Annotated in this window: 9 protein-coding genes; all 9 read left to right on the forward strand. The window is 73.7% G+C overall.

Annotated elements, in window-relative coordinates; translation table 11 throughout:
- Nucleotides 1-62: 62 nt before the first annotated feature.
- From AC4BEG_RS04385 to AC4BEG_RS04425, 9 genes are read left to right on the forward strand one after another with little or no spacing between them, the layout of a single operon-like run.
- Nucleotides 63-1,481, forward strand: a complete 1,419-nt coding sequence (locus AC4BEG_RS04385; RefSeq protein WP_490704593.1) for a 3-phosphoshikimate 1-carboxyvinyltransferase — start codon at nt 63-65, stop codon at nt 1,479-1,481.
- Nucleotides 1,478-2,761 carry an aspartate aminotransferase family protein gene (locus AC4BEG_RS04390; RefSeq protein ID WP_490704594.1) on the forward strand — a complete coding sequence of 428 codons (1,284 nt, stop codon included), beginning with the start codon at nt 1,478-1,480 and terminating at the stop codon, nt 2,759-2,761. The genes AC4BEG_RS04385 and AC4BEG_RS04390 overlap by 4 nt, the downstream gene beginning before the upstream one ends.
- Nucleotides 2,758-3,999, forward strand: a complete 1,242-nt coding sequence (locus AC4BEG_RS04395) for a Coenzyme F420 hydrogenase/dehydrogenase, beta subunit C-terminal domain (protein WP_490704595.1) — start codon at nt 2,758-2,760, stop codon at nt 3,997-3,999. The genes AC4BEG_RS04390 and AC4BEG_RS04395 overlap by 4 nt, the downstream gene beginning before the upstream one ends.
- A complete protein-coding gene (locus AC4BEG_RS04400) occupies nt 3,996-5,069 on the forward strand; it encodes an MDR/zinc-dependent alcohol dehydrogenase-like family protein (protein WP_490704596.1) in 1,074 nt (357 codons plus the stop codon). Before AC4BEG_RS04395 ends, AC4BEG_RS04400 begins: the two co-directional genes overlap by 4 nt.
- The gene (locus AC4BEG_RS04405) at nt 5,066-7,057 is read left to right on the forward strand and encodes a non-ribosomal peptide synthetase (RefSeq protein WP_490704597.1); all 1,992 of its coding nucleotides are present in this window, start codon (nt 5,066-5,068) and stop codon (nt 7,055-7,057) included. Before AC4BEG_RS04400 ends, AC4BEG_RS04405 begins: the two co-directional genes overlap by 4 nt.
- Entirely contained in the window at nt 7,050-11,765 is a 4,716-nt protein-coding gene (locus tag AC4BEG_RS04410; protein WP_490704598.1) for an SDR family NAD(P)-dependent oxidoreductase, read from the forward strand. The genes AC4BEG_RS04405 and AC4BEG_RS04410 overlap by 8 nt, the downstream gene beginning before the upstream one ends.
- Before the next feature lie 3 nt (nt 11,766-11,768).
- Complete coding sequence (locus tag AC4BEG_RS04415) at nt 11,769-12,800, forward strand: MupA/Atu3671 family FMN-dependent luciferase-like monooxygenase (protein ID WP_490704599.1); 1,032 nt, start codon at nt 11,769-11,771, stop codon at nt 12,798-12,800.
- Nucleotides 12,797-14,143, forward strand: a complete 1,347-nt coding sequence (locus AC4BEG_RS04420; protein WP_490704600.1) for a condensation domain-containing protein — start codon at nt 12,797-12,799, stop codon at nt 14,141-14,143. The genes AC4BEG_RS04415 and AC4BEG_RS04420 overlap by 4 nt, the downstream gene beginning before the upstream one ends.
- Entirely contained in the window at nt 14,140-15,129 is a 990-nt protein-coding gene (locus AC4BEG_RS04425; protein WP_490704601.1) for an acyl carrier protein, read from the forward strand. Before AC4BEG_RS04420 ends, AC4BEG_RS04425 begins: the two co-directional genes overlap by 4 nt.
- Nucleotides 15,130-15,141 lie beyond the last annotated feature (12 nt).

Raw genomic sequence — 15,141 nt, forward strand, 5'->3', positions numbered from 1 at the left:
GGGTAACTCCGCAAGCCTTCGAGAGTGCTTCCCTCTTTCCCCCTGCGAGCTGGAGTCCTTTGGTGCCTGAGGTGCAGGATTTCGACCAGCCCACAACGTTGTCGGCGGACCTCGTCGTGGACGGGACGCGGACCTCCCCCCACCCGGCCGCGCTCACCGTCGAAGTGCCGGGCGACAAGTCGGTGAGCCATCGCGCCCTGCTGGCCGCGCTGCTCCCCGGAGCCCCGTCCCGGCTCGCCCTGCGCGGGGCCAACCTCGGCGGTGCCGTCCGCGCCCTGCTCCCCGCGCTGCGGGCCCTGGGGCTGCGGACACACACCGACGGCGACACCCTCACCGTGGAACACGGCGCCTCCCCCGTGCCGCAGCCGGTCCGCCCCCACCCCGAGGTGGCCATCTGGCCGCGGGAGGTGCCGTATCTGGAGACCGGGGGTTCCAGCGCGGCGGCCCGGCTGCTCATCGGACTGCTCGCCGGAACGGGGCGGACCGCCGTGGTGGACGGGGACGGGACGCTGCGCCACCGGCCGATGGACTGGCTGGTCACCCCCCTGGTGCAACTGGGCGCGGACATACGGTACTTGGCGGCGACCGGGCAGCTTCCGGTGCTCGTCCGCGCACCGGTCCGGCGTCCGGGTGCGGTGGACCTCGCGGTGGGCAGCGCACAGGCCCGCTCCGGTGTTCTGCTGGCCGCGGTGGCGGCGCGGCTCGCGGTGGAGATCCGCCATCCGGTGCGCTCCCGGGACCACACCGAGCGGATGCTCACCGCCTTCGGCGCCCGGCTGACGGAAGCCCCCGGAGCGGTGCGCTACGACGGCGACGGGTACACCGTGCCGCCGGTCCTGGACATCCCCGCCGATCCCTCCCTGGCCGCCTATCCGGTGGCCGCGCACCTGCTCGGCCACGGCGGCGGTGAGCTGCGGATACCGGGCGTCTGTCTCAACCCCACCCGTCTCGGCTTCTTCGAGGTGCTGCGCCGCGCGGGCGCGGACCTCGCCTATGAGGACACCCGCCCCGGCTCCAGCGGGGAGACGGTCGGCACCATCGTGGCCCGCGGCGGTCTCGACGGGGTCACCGCGGTACGGGTCGAGGACCCCGCCACCCTGCACGCGCTGATCGACGAGGTCCCGCTGCTCGCCGTGGTGGCCGCCCGGCTGCCCGGCACCTCCTGGATCGGCTGCGCCGAGGAACTGCGGTTCAAGGAGACCGACCGGCTGGCCACCACCGCGCGGATGGCCTCCGCGTTCGACGCCCGCGTGGAGGTGGCGGACGACGGACTGCGGGTGACCGGCGGCGCGCCACTGAGCGCGGGAGCGGTCCCCGGCTTCGAGGACCACCGCATCGCCATGGCTGCCGCCACCCTGGCCATGAGCCTCCCCGGGCGCACCACCGTGCTCGGCGGTGGCTGCCACCGCACGTCCTTCCCCGACTTCGCCGCGGTGCAACGCGCCGTCGGCGCGGATATCACCGAGGTCGCCACGGTATGAACAGCTCGCAGCACACACCGGCGGAAGAGGCCCGGTCGACCGGCACCACCCTGGGCCCGGCCTTCCACTCCGGCCAGGGACCCTGGCTGACCGCCGAGGACAGCACCCGGTGGTTCGACGCCACATCGGGAAGCGGCGCGGCCACCCTCGGCCATCAGCACCCCGCGGTGGTCGCGGCCACCACCGCCCAGCTGAACCGGCTGGTGCACACCGGCTGCAAGCTGGGCTCGGACGTACGCACCCGGATGGTACGGCGGCTGGGCGGGCTCAGCCCGTACCGGGCCCCGGCCGTCCTGCCCACGGTGACCGGAGCGGAGGCGGTCGAGAGCGCCCTGAAGATCGCCCGCGCGGCCACCGGCCATCGCGCGGTGGTCGGCTTCACCCACGGCTACCACGGCAAGACCGCCGGGGCCCTCGGGCTCACCTGGCGCGCGGAGTTCAAGGAGTACAGCGCACTGCCGTCGAACACGGTGGTCACCGCCACCCTGCCCGATATGCGCGCCCCCCGGCCCGACGGCCCCGAGGCGGTGGCCGCCCTGCGGACGAGCCTGGACGAGGCGCTGGACACCACGGACCGCCTCGGCGGCACCGCCGCCGTGGTCCTGGAGCCGATCCAGGTCACCGAGGGGCTGCTGAGCGTTCCGCCGGCGCTGCTGGACGAGATCGCCCGAGCCGCGCACTCCCGGGGCGCTCTGCTGGTGCTGGACGAGATCTACACCGGACTCGGCCGGGCGGGGCGGATGTTCACCGCCGAGCTGATGGCCGAGACCCCCGATCTGACCCTCGTGGGCAAGACGCTGGGCAACGGGTTCCCCATCGGCGCCGTGGTGGGTGAGCGCGCGGTGCTGGACGCGCTTCCGGCCGGGGTGCAGACCTCCACGTTCTCCGGCTCACCGCTCAGCTGTGCCGCGGCCGAAGCGGTGCTGGAGACCGTGATCACGGAGGACGTACCCAGCCGGGCACGGGAGTTGGGTGACCGGCTCGCCACCGACCTGGCGAAGCTGGCCGTGCGCTTCCCCTGGATGGCCGCGGTGCGCACGGCCGGGGCACTCGCGGCCTTCGACTGTGTGCCGGACGGCCGCCCTGATCCGGCGCTCGCGCAGGCCGTCAGAGACGCGGCGCTGCGCGGGCGGCTGCTGCTGTTCGGCGGTGGCCCCGAAGGCGCCACCATCAAGATCGTCCCCCCGGTGCTGCTGGCGGAACACGAGTACCGGTTCCTGGCCGAGGGGCTGGCGGCGGCGGTCGCCGCGGCCGACGAGGGGGAGGGGGACCGGCCATGACCTTCGCGCAGCTGTCGAAGGACGTTCTCGAGTCCGACCTGTGCACCGTCTGCGGGGCGTGCCAACTCGCCTGTCCGCCTGGGGTGATCGGCTTCGACGGTCTCGAGCCGGTGCTCACCGAACCGGCCTGGACCGCGTCCGACTGCGGCACCTGCAACGACTGCCTCACCGTATGCCCCGGGGCCGACCCGGCCACCCCGCCTTCCGAGGAGCGGCTGTTCGGCCGGACCCGTACCCCCGAGGAGCGCTGGACCGGCGTCTTCTCGGAGGTGCTGGCCGGACACGCGCTCTCCGCCGATCTGTATGAGGCGTCCGCGAGCGGCGGCAGCCTGAGCGCACTGCTCCAGACGGCGCTGGTGGCGCTGGGCGCGGATGTGGCGCTGTCGATGGGACGTGACCCGGAGCAGCCGTGGCGGGCCGCCCCCCGGCTGGTCCGGGACCCCGCCGAGCTGACCGAGACCGCCCAGTCGACCTATCAACTGGCGCCGTATTTAGGGGCGTTACGTACGGTCATGGAGTCCGAGCCGGACGCCATGGTGGCGCTCACCGGAGTGGCCTGTCACATCCAGGCGATGCGCAAGCTCCAGGCGATGGACACCGCGGCGGGGCGCTGGGCCCGCGACCACGTGGTGCTGATGATGGAGCCCGCCTGCTCCTCCAACACCCGCCCCGAGGGCACCGCCTCGGTGATCGAGCAACGCGCCCACGTTCCGGTGGATTCGGTGGTCCGGCTGCGCTACCGCGAGGGCGACTACCCCGGCGAGATCGCCATCCGCACCGATGACGGCGAGACGCACCAGGTGCCGTTCTGGCAGGCGGTGCGCGACTTCGCGGGCAACAAGACACACCGCTGTCTGGCCTGCGGCGACTGGATGTCGGGGCTGGCGGATGTGAGTGTCAGCGACGGCGACCCCAATATCTTCGCCGCCAGTGTCAACGGCGTCCAACAGCCCAAACACGGGCGGGTGTTCGTCCGCACCACGAGCGGCGCGAGGGCGGTGGCCGCGGCCGACTCCCACGGGTTGCTCTCGTTCCGGCCGGTGGAGCTGCGCGGGCTCAACCTCGGGCTGGAGCGCAAGCGCAATCGGCGGGCGTCGTACGAGCGTTCCGGCGCGCCCATACCGGCCGGGCCCATTCCGCACCACCGGGAGGAGCTGGAGATCATCCCCGACGAGCGGTGGATCGCCGCCCCGGACCAGCCCGCGCGGGACACCGCGGAGCGGGGTGAGGGCCGATGACGCCCACGACCGCGGTACCGGTGCTGACCTCCCGGCGGCTGGTGGCCGGAGAGCGGGCGCTGCCGGACACCGTCACGGTGCGCAGCGGTCCGCCCGGCCGCGGCGAGCTGCGCATCCGGGCCAGGTACAGCCTGGTCAGCCCCGGTACCGAACTGCACTATCTGGAGCGCTGGTCGGGCACCGGAGAGGGGCTGCCGCTCGGCTACTGCTCGGCCGGTGTGGTGGACGCCGTCGGGCCGGGGGCGCCGGGGTTCTCCGTCGGGGACCGGGTGACCGCGATGGGCTGGGGCGAGGCCGTGCACGGCGATGTGGTCACGGTGCCCTACCGGCTGTGCCGCCGGGTCGCGGACGGAATGGACCTGGCCGACGCGGTGGTGGCCAATCTGGCCGCCACCGCCGTGCACGCCATGGACCGGGCGGGGCTGCGCCCCGGCGACGAGACCGCGGTGGTCGGCGCGGGGATGGTGGGACTGCTGGTGGCCCAGATCGCCGCCGCCCAGGGCCATCGCACCACCGTGCTGGACCTGCGTCCGGAACGGGCGCGCGCGGCGGCCGGGTTGGGACTCCCCGCCCACTCCCGCCGCGACTTCTTCGACGGCGACGAGCAGGCCGGGGAGCTGCCCGAGGGCGGCCGCTGCGTGTTCCTGTGCGGCACCGGGGAGGCCGGCGAAACCCTCGCCGCCGCGGCCCGCTGGGCGGGCCGGGCACCGGGCCGACCCCGCCTGGTGGGGGTGGGCCGCTTCTCGGCGCGGATCGACTTCAGTGTGGAGCTGGGCAACCTGGACATCCGCTACGCCGCCCGCTGCGGCGCCGGTTACCGCGATCCTTCCTACGCCCGCGGGCTGACCGAGGCCGGTGCGCCGGAAGGCGAGGGCACCGTCACCGAGAACCTCCAGCGCGCCCTGGACCTGATCGAGGACGGCGCCATCCGCCCGGCCCGGATGGGACTGCCCCGGGTGCCGCTGGAGCGGGCCGCGGAGGTCTACGCCGATCTGCACGGGCGCCCCGCCCACCCCGCCGTGATCTTCACCTACGGAGACGACGGCACAGACGAGGGGAGCCCGGTATGACGAGCCCGTCCGCCGCGCCCCGCGCGGACACCGGCCACCGCCCCTTCCCCACCGCCGAGGCCGCCGGGACCCTGATCCACCGCTTCCTGGAGGTCGCCCGAACCCACCCCGGCCGCGCGGCCGTGGTCACCCCCGAGGTCCGCTGGACCTACCGGCAGACGGAGGAGCGGTCCGCCCGGGTGTGCGGAGCGCTCCGCGCCGCCGGGCTGCGCCCCGGGGACCGCGTCGGCCTGCTGTTCTCGCACGGCGCGGAGATGATCGCGGCGCTGCTGGGCGCCCTGCGCGCCGGGCTGTCGTACGTCCCGCTGGACGGCGCGTATCCGCGGGAGCGGCTCGGCTTCATGGCGTCCGACGCGGGGGTCCGCGCTCTGGTCACCGGCGCCGCGCACACCGCGCTCGCGGAACGGCTGGTGAGCGGGGCGTACCCGGTACTGGCGTACGAGGACGTGGCACGCGGTGACGCGGCGGCGGGGGCGGAGGTCCACGCGGCGCCGGACGCGGAGGCGTACGTCCTCTACACCTCCGGCTCCACCGGGCGCCCCAAGCCGGTGTCACAGGTGCACCGCAATGTGCTGCACCACACCCGCGCCTGGGCCGACGGGCTGGCCATCGGCCCCCGGGACCGGCTGACGCTCCAGTCCGCGTACAGCTGGGACTCGGCCGTCCAGGACACCTTCTCCGCCCTGCTGACCGGCGCGGCCCTGTATCCGGTGGACCTCAAGGCGCTCGGGGTGACCGGGCTGCTGGAGTGGATGGCCGCCGAGGAGCTGACGGTCTACCACTCCACGCTGCCGGTGTTCCGGGCGCTGGTCCGGGCGATGGCGGGACGTGGTGTGCGGCTGCCCGCGATGCGGATGCTGGCGCTGGGCGGGGACACCCTGCATCTGGCCGATCTGGACGCCGCCCGGCGCCACTTCGAGCCGCGGTGCCAGGTGGCCGGGGCGTACGGGTCCACCGAGTGCTCCTGTGCGCTGCTGCGGGTCGCGGGGCCCGGATACCGGCCTCCGACCGGGGTGTTCCCGCTGGGCGACCCGGTGCCGGAGACCGAGGTGCGGCTGGAGGACGCCCAGGGCCGTACCGTCGAGGGGCCGGGCGAGGGCGAGATCGTGGTGGTCAGCCGGTATCTCGCACCGGGTTCGGCGCCGGACGGGCGGACCTTCCGCACCGGCGATCTCGCCCGGCGGCTGGACGACGGCACCCTGCTGCTCATCGGGCGCCGTGACTTCCAGGTCAAGATCTCGGGCATCCGGGTGGAGACCGGTGAGGTGGAGAGCGCGCTCAAGCAACTGCCGCAGATCCGCGAGGCGGTGGTGATGCCCTTCACCGACGGTCTGGGCGAACGGCAGCTCGCCGCGTACGTGGTGGCGGCCGACGGGGCACGGGCCGAGCCCGCCGCGTTGCGCGCGGCCCTGCGGACCACTCTGCCCGACCATGCGGTGCCCACCGTCTACGTCCCCTTGGACGAGCTGCCGCTGACCGCCAATCACAAGATCGACCGGGCGGCGCTCCCCCCTCCGCTCCCGCCCGCCTCGGCGGACACCGGAGCCGGCGAACCGCCCGTCGGCAGCCCCGCCGAACGGGCGGTGCGCGCAGCGTGGCGGGAGGTGCTGGGGGTGGCCCGGCCCGGCCCGGACGACAACTTCTTCGATCTGGGCGGCACCTCGCTGCGGATGGCCGCCGTGCACGAGCGGCTGACCCGCACCGTGGCTCCCGCGCTGCGCATGACCGATCTGTACCGGGCGCCGACCGTCCGGGCCCTGGCCCGGCTGATCGACCGGGCCACGGCCCGCCCGGGGACGGCCCCGGCGCCCCCGACCGGCGCTGCCGCGCCGGGGCGGGACCGCGGTGAGCGCCGCCGCGGCGCACGCTCCGCCCGCCGTTCGGAGGTCCGTGCCCGGATCGCCCCGCCCTCCCCCCACCCGCCGTACGGCGGGACCCGCGACCTCGGTGAGACCCGCGACCCTGCCCCAGGAGGCATACGTGACTGAGCAACTGGAGGATTCCCCCCTGTCCGGGCGGATCGCCGTCGTCGGCATGGACTGCCGGTTCCCCGGCGCCCGCAACCACACCGAGTACTGGCGCAACCTCCTCGCGGGCACCGACCACCTCACCGACCTCGACGAGGAGCAACTGCGCCGCGCCGGGGTAGCGGAGCAGACGTTCACCGGTGACCGCTATGTGCGCCGGGCCGCGCTGGTGGAGGACGCGGACACCTTCGACGCGTCCTTCTTCTTCCTCAGCTCCCGCGAGGCCGAGCGGATGGACCCGCAGCTGCGGCTGTTCCTCCAGACTTCCTGGGCGGCGCTGGAGCACAGCGGCCATGACTCGGAGGTCTACCCGGGGCGGATCGGTATCTTCGCCGGTTCGCTGACCAGCACCTACCTGCTGAACAACGTCCTGACCGGGGAGCGCGGCTTCAATGGTTCGCTGCCCCGGTTGCAGCAGGACATGGCCACGCTGATGGGCAACGACCCCAACTACCTCACCACCCGTGCCTCGTACCACCTGAAGGTCACCGGCCCCAGCTTCTCGGTGCAGACGGCCTGTTCCACCTCGCTGGTGGCGGTGCATGTGGCGGCACAGAGCCTGCTGGCGGAGGAGTGCGATGTGGCGCTGGCCGGCGGGGTGGCGCTGCGCTTCCCGCAGGAGGCCGGGTACGTCCACGAGACCGACGGCATCGCCTCGGCGCAGGGCACCGTCCGGCCGTTCGACGCGGGCGCGGACGGCACCGTGTTCGGCAACGGCGTCGGGGTGGTGGTGCTCAAGCGGCTGGAGGACGCGCTCGCCGACGGGGACACCGTCTGGGCGGTGCTGCGCGGTTCGGCGGTCGGCAACGACGGCAACGACCGCGCCGGGTTCACCGCGCCCGGTGTCTCCGGCCAGGCCGCCGTGCTCGGCGAGGCGCTCGGGGTGGCCGGGGTGGACCCGGCCTCGGTCAGCTATCTGGAGGCGCATGGCACCGGGACCCGGATCGGCGACCCGATCGAACTCGCCGCCGCCGCGCAGGTCTACCAAGTGGACGGCGCTCCCCCGCTCACCCTGGGCTCGGTCAAGGCCAACATCGGGCATCTGAGCACGGCCGCCGGTGTCGCCGGGCTGATCAAGTGTGTGCTGATGCTGCACCACCGGACGCTGGTGCCGACCCCGCACTTCACCGAGTGGAACCCGGAGTGCCGGGTCGAGGAGACCCGTTTCCGGATGGGCACGGCGGTGGAGCCGTGGCGGCGCGGGGACGGTCCGTTGCGGTGCGCCGTCACCTCCACCGGGATGGGCGGCACCACCGCCCATGTCGTCCTGGAGGAGGCGCCGGAAGCGGCCGCGTCGACGGACGGGGCCGCTCCCGCACCGCCGGTGGTGCTGCTCCCGGTGTCCGCCAAGTCGCCAGCGGCGCTGGAGACCGCGCGACTGGCACTCGCCGATGCCCTGGAGGAGACCGCCCCCGAGGACACCGGTCACGCACTCGGCGACCTCCGGCTGGACGACGTTGCCTACACCCAGGCCACCACCCGCCACACCTTCGACTACCGGGCCGTCGTCACCGCGCCGGACCGGGCGAGTGCCGTCCAGGCGCTGCGCACCGCCGATCCGCGGTTCGTCTTCCAGGATTCCGGCCACCCCGCCGACCGCCCGGTCACCTTCCTCCTCCCCGGCCAGGGCGCCCAGTACCCCGCCATGGGCCAGGACTGGTACGCACATCTGCCGGTCTTCCGCGACACGGTGGACGAGTGCGCCGCACTGCTCGAACCCCATCTCGGCCTCGATCTGCGGGACGCCCTCTACCCCGCGCTCCGCGGCTACCAAGGCGAACGTCATGACCTGGGCCGTACCCGGCTCACCCAGCCCGCCCTGTTCACGGTGGAGTTCGCGCTCGCACAGCAGTGGATGGCCTGGGGCATCCACCCGGCCGCGCTCATCGGCCACAGCGTCGGCGAGTACGTGGCGGCAACCTTGGCCGGGGTGTTCCGGCTGCCCGACGCGCTCCGGGTGATCGCCGAGCGCGGACGGCTGGTGGACGGGCTGCCCGCCGGGGTGATGCGGTCCGTGATGACCACCCCCGAGGAGCTGGCGCCGTATCTGGGCGAGGGCGTGGAGCTGGCCGCGGTGAACGAGCCCGCGGTGTGCACCGTCGCCGGCCCGCGCGAGGCCGTCCGGAAGCTGACGGACCGGCTGACCGCCGACGGTGTGCCGCATCGCAAGGTGTCCACCTCGCACGCCTTCCACTCGGCGATGATGGACCCGGCCGTGGAGCCGCTGACCGAGGTGGTGCGCGGGGTCGAACTGAGCCGTCCGCGGATCCCGTTCCTGTCCAACCGCACCGGCACCTGGATCCGCGACGAGGAGGCCGTCGACCCCGCGTACTGGGGCGCCCATCTGCGGGACACCGTGCGGTTCGCCGACGACGTGGCCACCGCGCTGGCCCAGGGCGACCAGGTGTTCATCGAGGTCGGCCCCGGCCACACGCTGGCCACCTTCACCCGGCGCCACCAGGACCGGCAGACCGGTGTCCCGGTGGTCACCTCCACCGCGCGCACCAAGGACCCGGCTGCCGACCTCACCGCGCTGACCGCCGCGCTCGGCCGGCTGTGGGCGATGGGGCTCACCCCCGACTGGGCGGGCTACTACGCGGGCCGCGGACGCCGCAAGGCACCGCTGCCCACCTATCCCTTCGAGGCCACCCGCTACTGGGTCGAGCCCGGATCGGGGACGCTGACCGGGGCGGGCGGCGGTACCGGCTCCGGCGGGGTGGGCAAACTGCCGCTGGACGCGTGGTTCTCGGTACCGGCGTGGCGGCCCGCGGTGGGCACGCTCGACACCGAGGTGACCCGGATCGCCGAACCGGTGCTGCTGTTCGCCGACGCCGGGGGCACCGCCGCCCGGATCGCCGGACACACCGTCGCCGGCGAGGTGCTGACCGTGGTCGCGGGCGAGGCGTACGGACGGGAGGGGGACACCTTCACCCTGCGTCCCGACTCCGAGGAGGACCACAGCCGGCTGATCGGCGAACTGCTCGCGGAGAACCGGCTGCCGGGCCGGATACTGCACGCCTGGTCCACCGATCCGCTTCCTGCCGAGCGTGGCACCGAACGCTTCGAAGTGGCCCAGCGCCGCGGTGTCTACAGTCTGATCGCCCTGGTCAAGGCGTTGAGCAAACACGATGTGACCCGATCGCTCCAGCTGGACCTGATCAGCGCCGGGGCGTACGCCATCAGCCCGGCCGAACCCGAACCGGCCGCCGAACTGGTGACGTTGGCGGTGGCCGCGCGCGTCATCGGCCAGGAGCACGGCAACATCGGCGCCCGCCACATCGATCTGCCCGCGGCCGTGGACGAGCGCTCGCTGCGCACCCTGGCGGCCGAACTGACCTCCGCCCGGCCGCCGGAGCTGGCCGTCACCCTGCGCGGCGGCGGCCGGTGGGTCGCCGACCTGGAGCCGGTACGCGCCGACTGGACCGCCGAGGCCCGCTCCCGGCTGCGCGAGGAGGGCGTCTACCTCATCACCGGTGGCCTCGGCGAGATCGGTTCGCTGATCGCGCGCTGGCTGCACGGCCAGACCCGGGCCCGGCTGGCGCTGCTGACCCGTGAGGCGCTGCCCGGTCGCGAGGAGTGGGACGCCTGGCTGGAGAGCCACGAGGACGACGACGAGACCTCGCTGCGCATCACGAGGTTGCGGGAGCTGGAGGCGGCGGGCGCCGAAACCCTCCTGGTGCACACCGATGTGGCCGACGCGGCCGGGCTGCGGGCGGCGGTGGAGCGGGTCGCGGAGCACTACGGTGCGCTGCACGGCGTGGTCCATGCCGCGGGTCTGCCCAGCGAGCAGTGGGACCGCGCGCTGACCAGCGCCAGTGTGGAGCAGTGCCAGTGGCACTACGTGCCCAAGGCCCATGGCCAGATCGCGCTGGAGGAGGTGCTCGCCGACCACCCGGTGGACTTCTGTCTGATGCTCTCCTCGCTGGCCGGGGTGCTGGGGGGCTTGCGGCTGCTGGCGTACGGCGCGGCCAACCACTTCATGGACGCCGCCGCCGAACGGGCCAACCGGGGCCTGGACCGCACCGTGTGGATCAGCGCGGCCTGGGACGTGTGGCAGCACCACCAGGACGAGAAGCGAGCCATCTCGGCGATCGGCCGCAGCATGGACGACAAGGCGATCCAGCCCGAGGAGGGCTTGGAGGCCATCCGCAGACTGCTGTCGCTGCGCGATGTCTCCCATGTGGCGGTCTCCACCTGGGACATCGCCCACCGTCTTGACCAGTGGGTGCGCGACGAGCGGATCGTCCGCCCGAGCGCGGGGGCCGCGGCGCTCGGCGAGGAGGCGGTGGACCCGGAGTCCGGTGGGCTCACCGAGCAGGTGGCCCGGCTGGTGCGGGACGCGCTGGGAGCTGAGGACATGCCCGTGGACGGGGACATCTTCGAGTTCGGCGGGGACTCGCTGCTGATCGTCCGGCTGCTGTCGGACGTGCGGGAGTTCTTCTCCGTCGAGGTGCCGCTGGCCGATGTGCTCGCCGAACCGACCCCGGCCGCGCTGGCGGCGCTCATCCAGCGGCGGCTGGACGCCCGTGACGAGGACGAACGGTCCGGCGGGGGCGGCGAGAGCGATGAACTCGGCGCACTCGCCGCCGAGTTGGCCGCGCTCGACCCCGACGTCACCGAACGGCTGCTGTCCGAGGCGGCCCTGGAAGAACAGCCCAAGGAGAGCTGACCTGTGGACTTCAGCCTGATCTTCTTCTCCGGCGACGAGAAGAACAAGTACCGCTTCGTCTTCGACGCCGCCCGGTTCGCCGACGAGAACGGCTTCACCGCCATCTGGACCCCGGAGCGCCACTTCCACCGCTTCGGCGGGCTCTACCCCAACCCGTCGGTCCTCGGCGCCGCGCTGGCGAACGCCACCCAGCGGCTCCAGATCCGCGCGGGCAGCGTCATCCTGCCGCTGCACAGCCCGATCCGGGTGGCCGAGGAGTGGGCGGTGGTGGACAACCTCTCCCAGGGCCGCGCCGGGATCGCGCTGGCCACCGGATTCAGCCCGGTGGACTTCGCCATCATGCCCTCCGGCTGGGAGGACCGCCGTGCGCGCACCTTCGACGCGGTGACCCAGATCCGCGAACTGTGGGAGGGCGCACCGGTGTTCGTGCGGGACGGCCTCGGCAACCACGTCGAAGTGGAGCTGCACCCACAGCCCGTCCAGCCCGAGCTGCCGATCTGGCTCACCTGCACCAAGAGCCCGGAGACCTTCGAGACGGCCGGGCGGCTGGGCTGCAACGTCCTGACCGCGCTGATCGACATGACCAACGAGGAGCTCGAGGAGAAGCTCGAGATCTACTTCAAGGCGCTGGACGAGCACGGTCACGATCGCGAGGACGTCACGGTCACGCTGATGCTGCACACCTTCATCGGCACCGATCTGGAGGAGGTGCGGGAGACGGTGTGGCCGCCGTTCACCGAGTATCTGCGGTCCTTCCTCACCGTCATCGACTCGCAGAAGAAGAACCTCGCGCCGGGCGCGGGGGTGCGCGACATGTCCGAGGGGGACACCGATCAGCTGATCAAGTTCGCCTTCGACAAGTACTTCGAGAAGGGCGCGCTGCTGGGCACCCCGGACTCGTGTGTGGCCGTGGTCGACCGGTTCAAGGGCATGGGGGTCACCGAGATCGCCTGTCTCATCGACTTCGGCGTCGACGAGGAGCTGGTGGTCCGCAGCCTCAGCCAGCTGGACGAACTGAGGAGGCGGTACGCATGACAGGCCCGTCCGTACCGGCGGATCTGGCCGCCCGGCTGGCGGCCCTCACCCCGGAGCAGCGTGCCCGGCTGCGGGACCGGGTGCGCCGTGAACGACGCCCCCGGCAGCGGGCCCTGACACCTGGCCAGCGCAGGCTGTGGGAGGCCCACCGGGCCACCGGCGGCCGCCCGGTGGACGTGGTGTGCCAGGCCGTCCGGCTGACCGGGGCGCGGGTCGATCCGGATCTGACGGCGGAGCGGATCGAGGGGTTCGTCCGGCGCCACGAGGCGCTGCGCACCACCTTCGAGGAGACCGACGACGCTGTCCGGCCGGTGGTGCACGAGGAGTTGCCGCCCCGGTTGCTGCGCACCTCGTGCGCGGACGCGAAGGCGGCGTACGCGCTCGCCCGGGAGCTGGCGCACGAGCCGTTCGACCTGGCGGCCGGTCCGCTGCTGCGGGTGGCGCTGGCCGAGGGGCCGTCCGATGACGAGGCGTGGCTGCTGGTGGTCGTCCACAATCTGGTCTTCGACGCCTGGTCGTTCGAGCTGCTGCTGGACGAACTCGGCCGTGCGCCGGGGGACGCGGAGCCCGAGGCGGTGCCCTTCAGCCGGCCGGCGCATGAGCAGGCCGCGTGGGTGGAGAGCGAGGCCGGGCGCGCGGCGGCGGCGTACTGGGCGGCCGAGGTCGCGGATCCGCCCCCGCCGCTGCCCACCGACCGGCCGCGGGACGGGGCGACCCGGCGCGAGGGTGGCCGGGTGGAGTTCACCCTGCCCGCCGCGGTGGCCAAGGGCATCACGGCGGCGGCCCAGCACGAGGCGGCCACCGCCTACGCGGGCTGGCTGGCCGTGGCGTGGGCCGCGTTCGAGGAGTTCGGCGGCTCGTCCGATGTGCTGCTGGGCACGTTCACGGCGGGGCGGGACCGGCCGGGTGCCGAGGCGGCCGTGGGCTATCTGCTCAATGTGCTGCCGGTGCGGTTGCGCGACCCGGGCGACGGCAGCCCCGCCGCGCGGATCCGGGCCGCACGTGAGGTCTCTCGGGCCGGGCTGCGGCACGCCGCGTATCCGGGCGAGCTGATCGACGCCCCGCGCCGGGTGGCGGGCACCCATCCGCTGCTCGACGCGGTGTTCGTCTTCGACAACCTGGGCGAGAGCGCCCGTACGGTGCAGGGCGCCGAGGTGTCCACGGCCGACCTGGACAAGGGCGTGGCCCGCTACGACCTGACGCTCGCGGTCTATCCGGGAGCGGACGGGGTGTCCGGCTGGCTGGAGTACGACACCGGTCTGTACGACGGGGCCACGGCGCGCGGGCTGGCCGAGCGGTTCACCGCCGCGGCCGATCGGATGTCCCGGGAGGCCCCGCGGTGATCACCCCACGGCTCTGCGGTCCCGCCTACGAACTGGGTGAGTACGGCGACCCCGTGAGCGAACTGCCCGAGCTCCAGGCGGCACCGCGGATCGCGGCCGATCTGACCTCCCCCGCCGCGGGGTTCGTCAGCTACCGGTGGTCCGAGGCAGCGGTGACCGAGCTGATGACCGCCGCGGTCCAGCGCACCCTGGCGGCGACCGGGGTGCCGGGCGCCGAGATCGACATGGTGCTGCTGGCCACCGACTCGCTGCCCGCCGGGCGTGCCGCCCATCGCGACGTCGCCGAACTCCTCCAGGAGACCGGGATGTCCCGGGCCACGGTGGCCACGCTCGGTCTGATGGACTGCGCCACCGCGATGGCCGCGGTGGGCACGGCGGCCTCGCTGGTCCGGGACGGCACCGCCCGCCAGGTCATGGTGGTCAGCGGGGATCTGGCCGATCTGTCCACCGGGGGGCAGCGGGTGGTGGCGGGCGGCGCGGCGATCGCCAGCGACGGGGCGGCCTCCGCCCTGGTGTCGGCGGACGCACCGGGTCGTCCGGTGCTGGCCTGGGCCCACCACGCCGATCCGGAGCAGGAGTGGGGCGGCGGCGCGCCCTCGCAGGCGCTGGCGTCCCGGATCCGGGCCCATCGCGAACTGTTCGACCGGCTGGCGGCGCGCCATCCGGTACGCCCTGCCGCCTCGTTGGTGCTGCCCAGCCACTTCGCCCGCCATGTGATGCGGATGTATCTCGCGGAGGTCGGGTTCCCGGCGGACCGGATCGCGCTGGAGGGGGTGGGGCGGCTGGCGCACTGTCAGGGCAGCGATCCGCTGATCGCCCTGGCCGATCTGCCGGACGGGCCAGAACCCTCCGGCAGGGAATGGGCGGCCACGGGGCAGGCGGCCGATCCGGAGCGGCTGGTGCTGCTGGGCGCCGGAATCTCCCACCTGGCGGCGGTGCTGCTGGACGCCCGCCCGCTCCCCCGGCTCGAGGGGGGAGCACCCTGACCGGCCACGCCA

It is taken from the genome of Streptomyces sp. JLBJ103, assembly GCF_058215575.1.

Coding starts and splice junctions, on each gene's coding strand:
- AC4BEG_RS04390 (WP_490704594.1), top strand. CDS start 1,478: ATGAACAGCTCGCAGCACACACCGGCGGAAGAGGCCCGGTCGACCGGC.
- AC4BEG_RS04395 (WP_490704595.1), top strand. CDS start 2,758: ATGACCTTCGCGCAGCTGTCGAAGGACGTTCTCGAGTCCGACCTGTGC.
- AC4BEG_RS04400 (WP_490704596.1), top strand. CDS start 3,996: ATGACGCCCACGACCGCGGTACCGGTGCTGACCTCCCGGCGGCTGGTG.
- AC4BEG_RS04405 (WP_490704597.1), top strand. CDS start 5,066: ATGACGAGCCCGTCCGCCGCGCCCCGCGCGGACACCGGCCACCGCCCC.
- AC4BEG_RS04420 (WP_490704600.1), top strand. CDS start 12,797: ATGACAGGCCCGTCCGTACCGGCGGATCTGGCCGCCCGGCTGGCGGCC.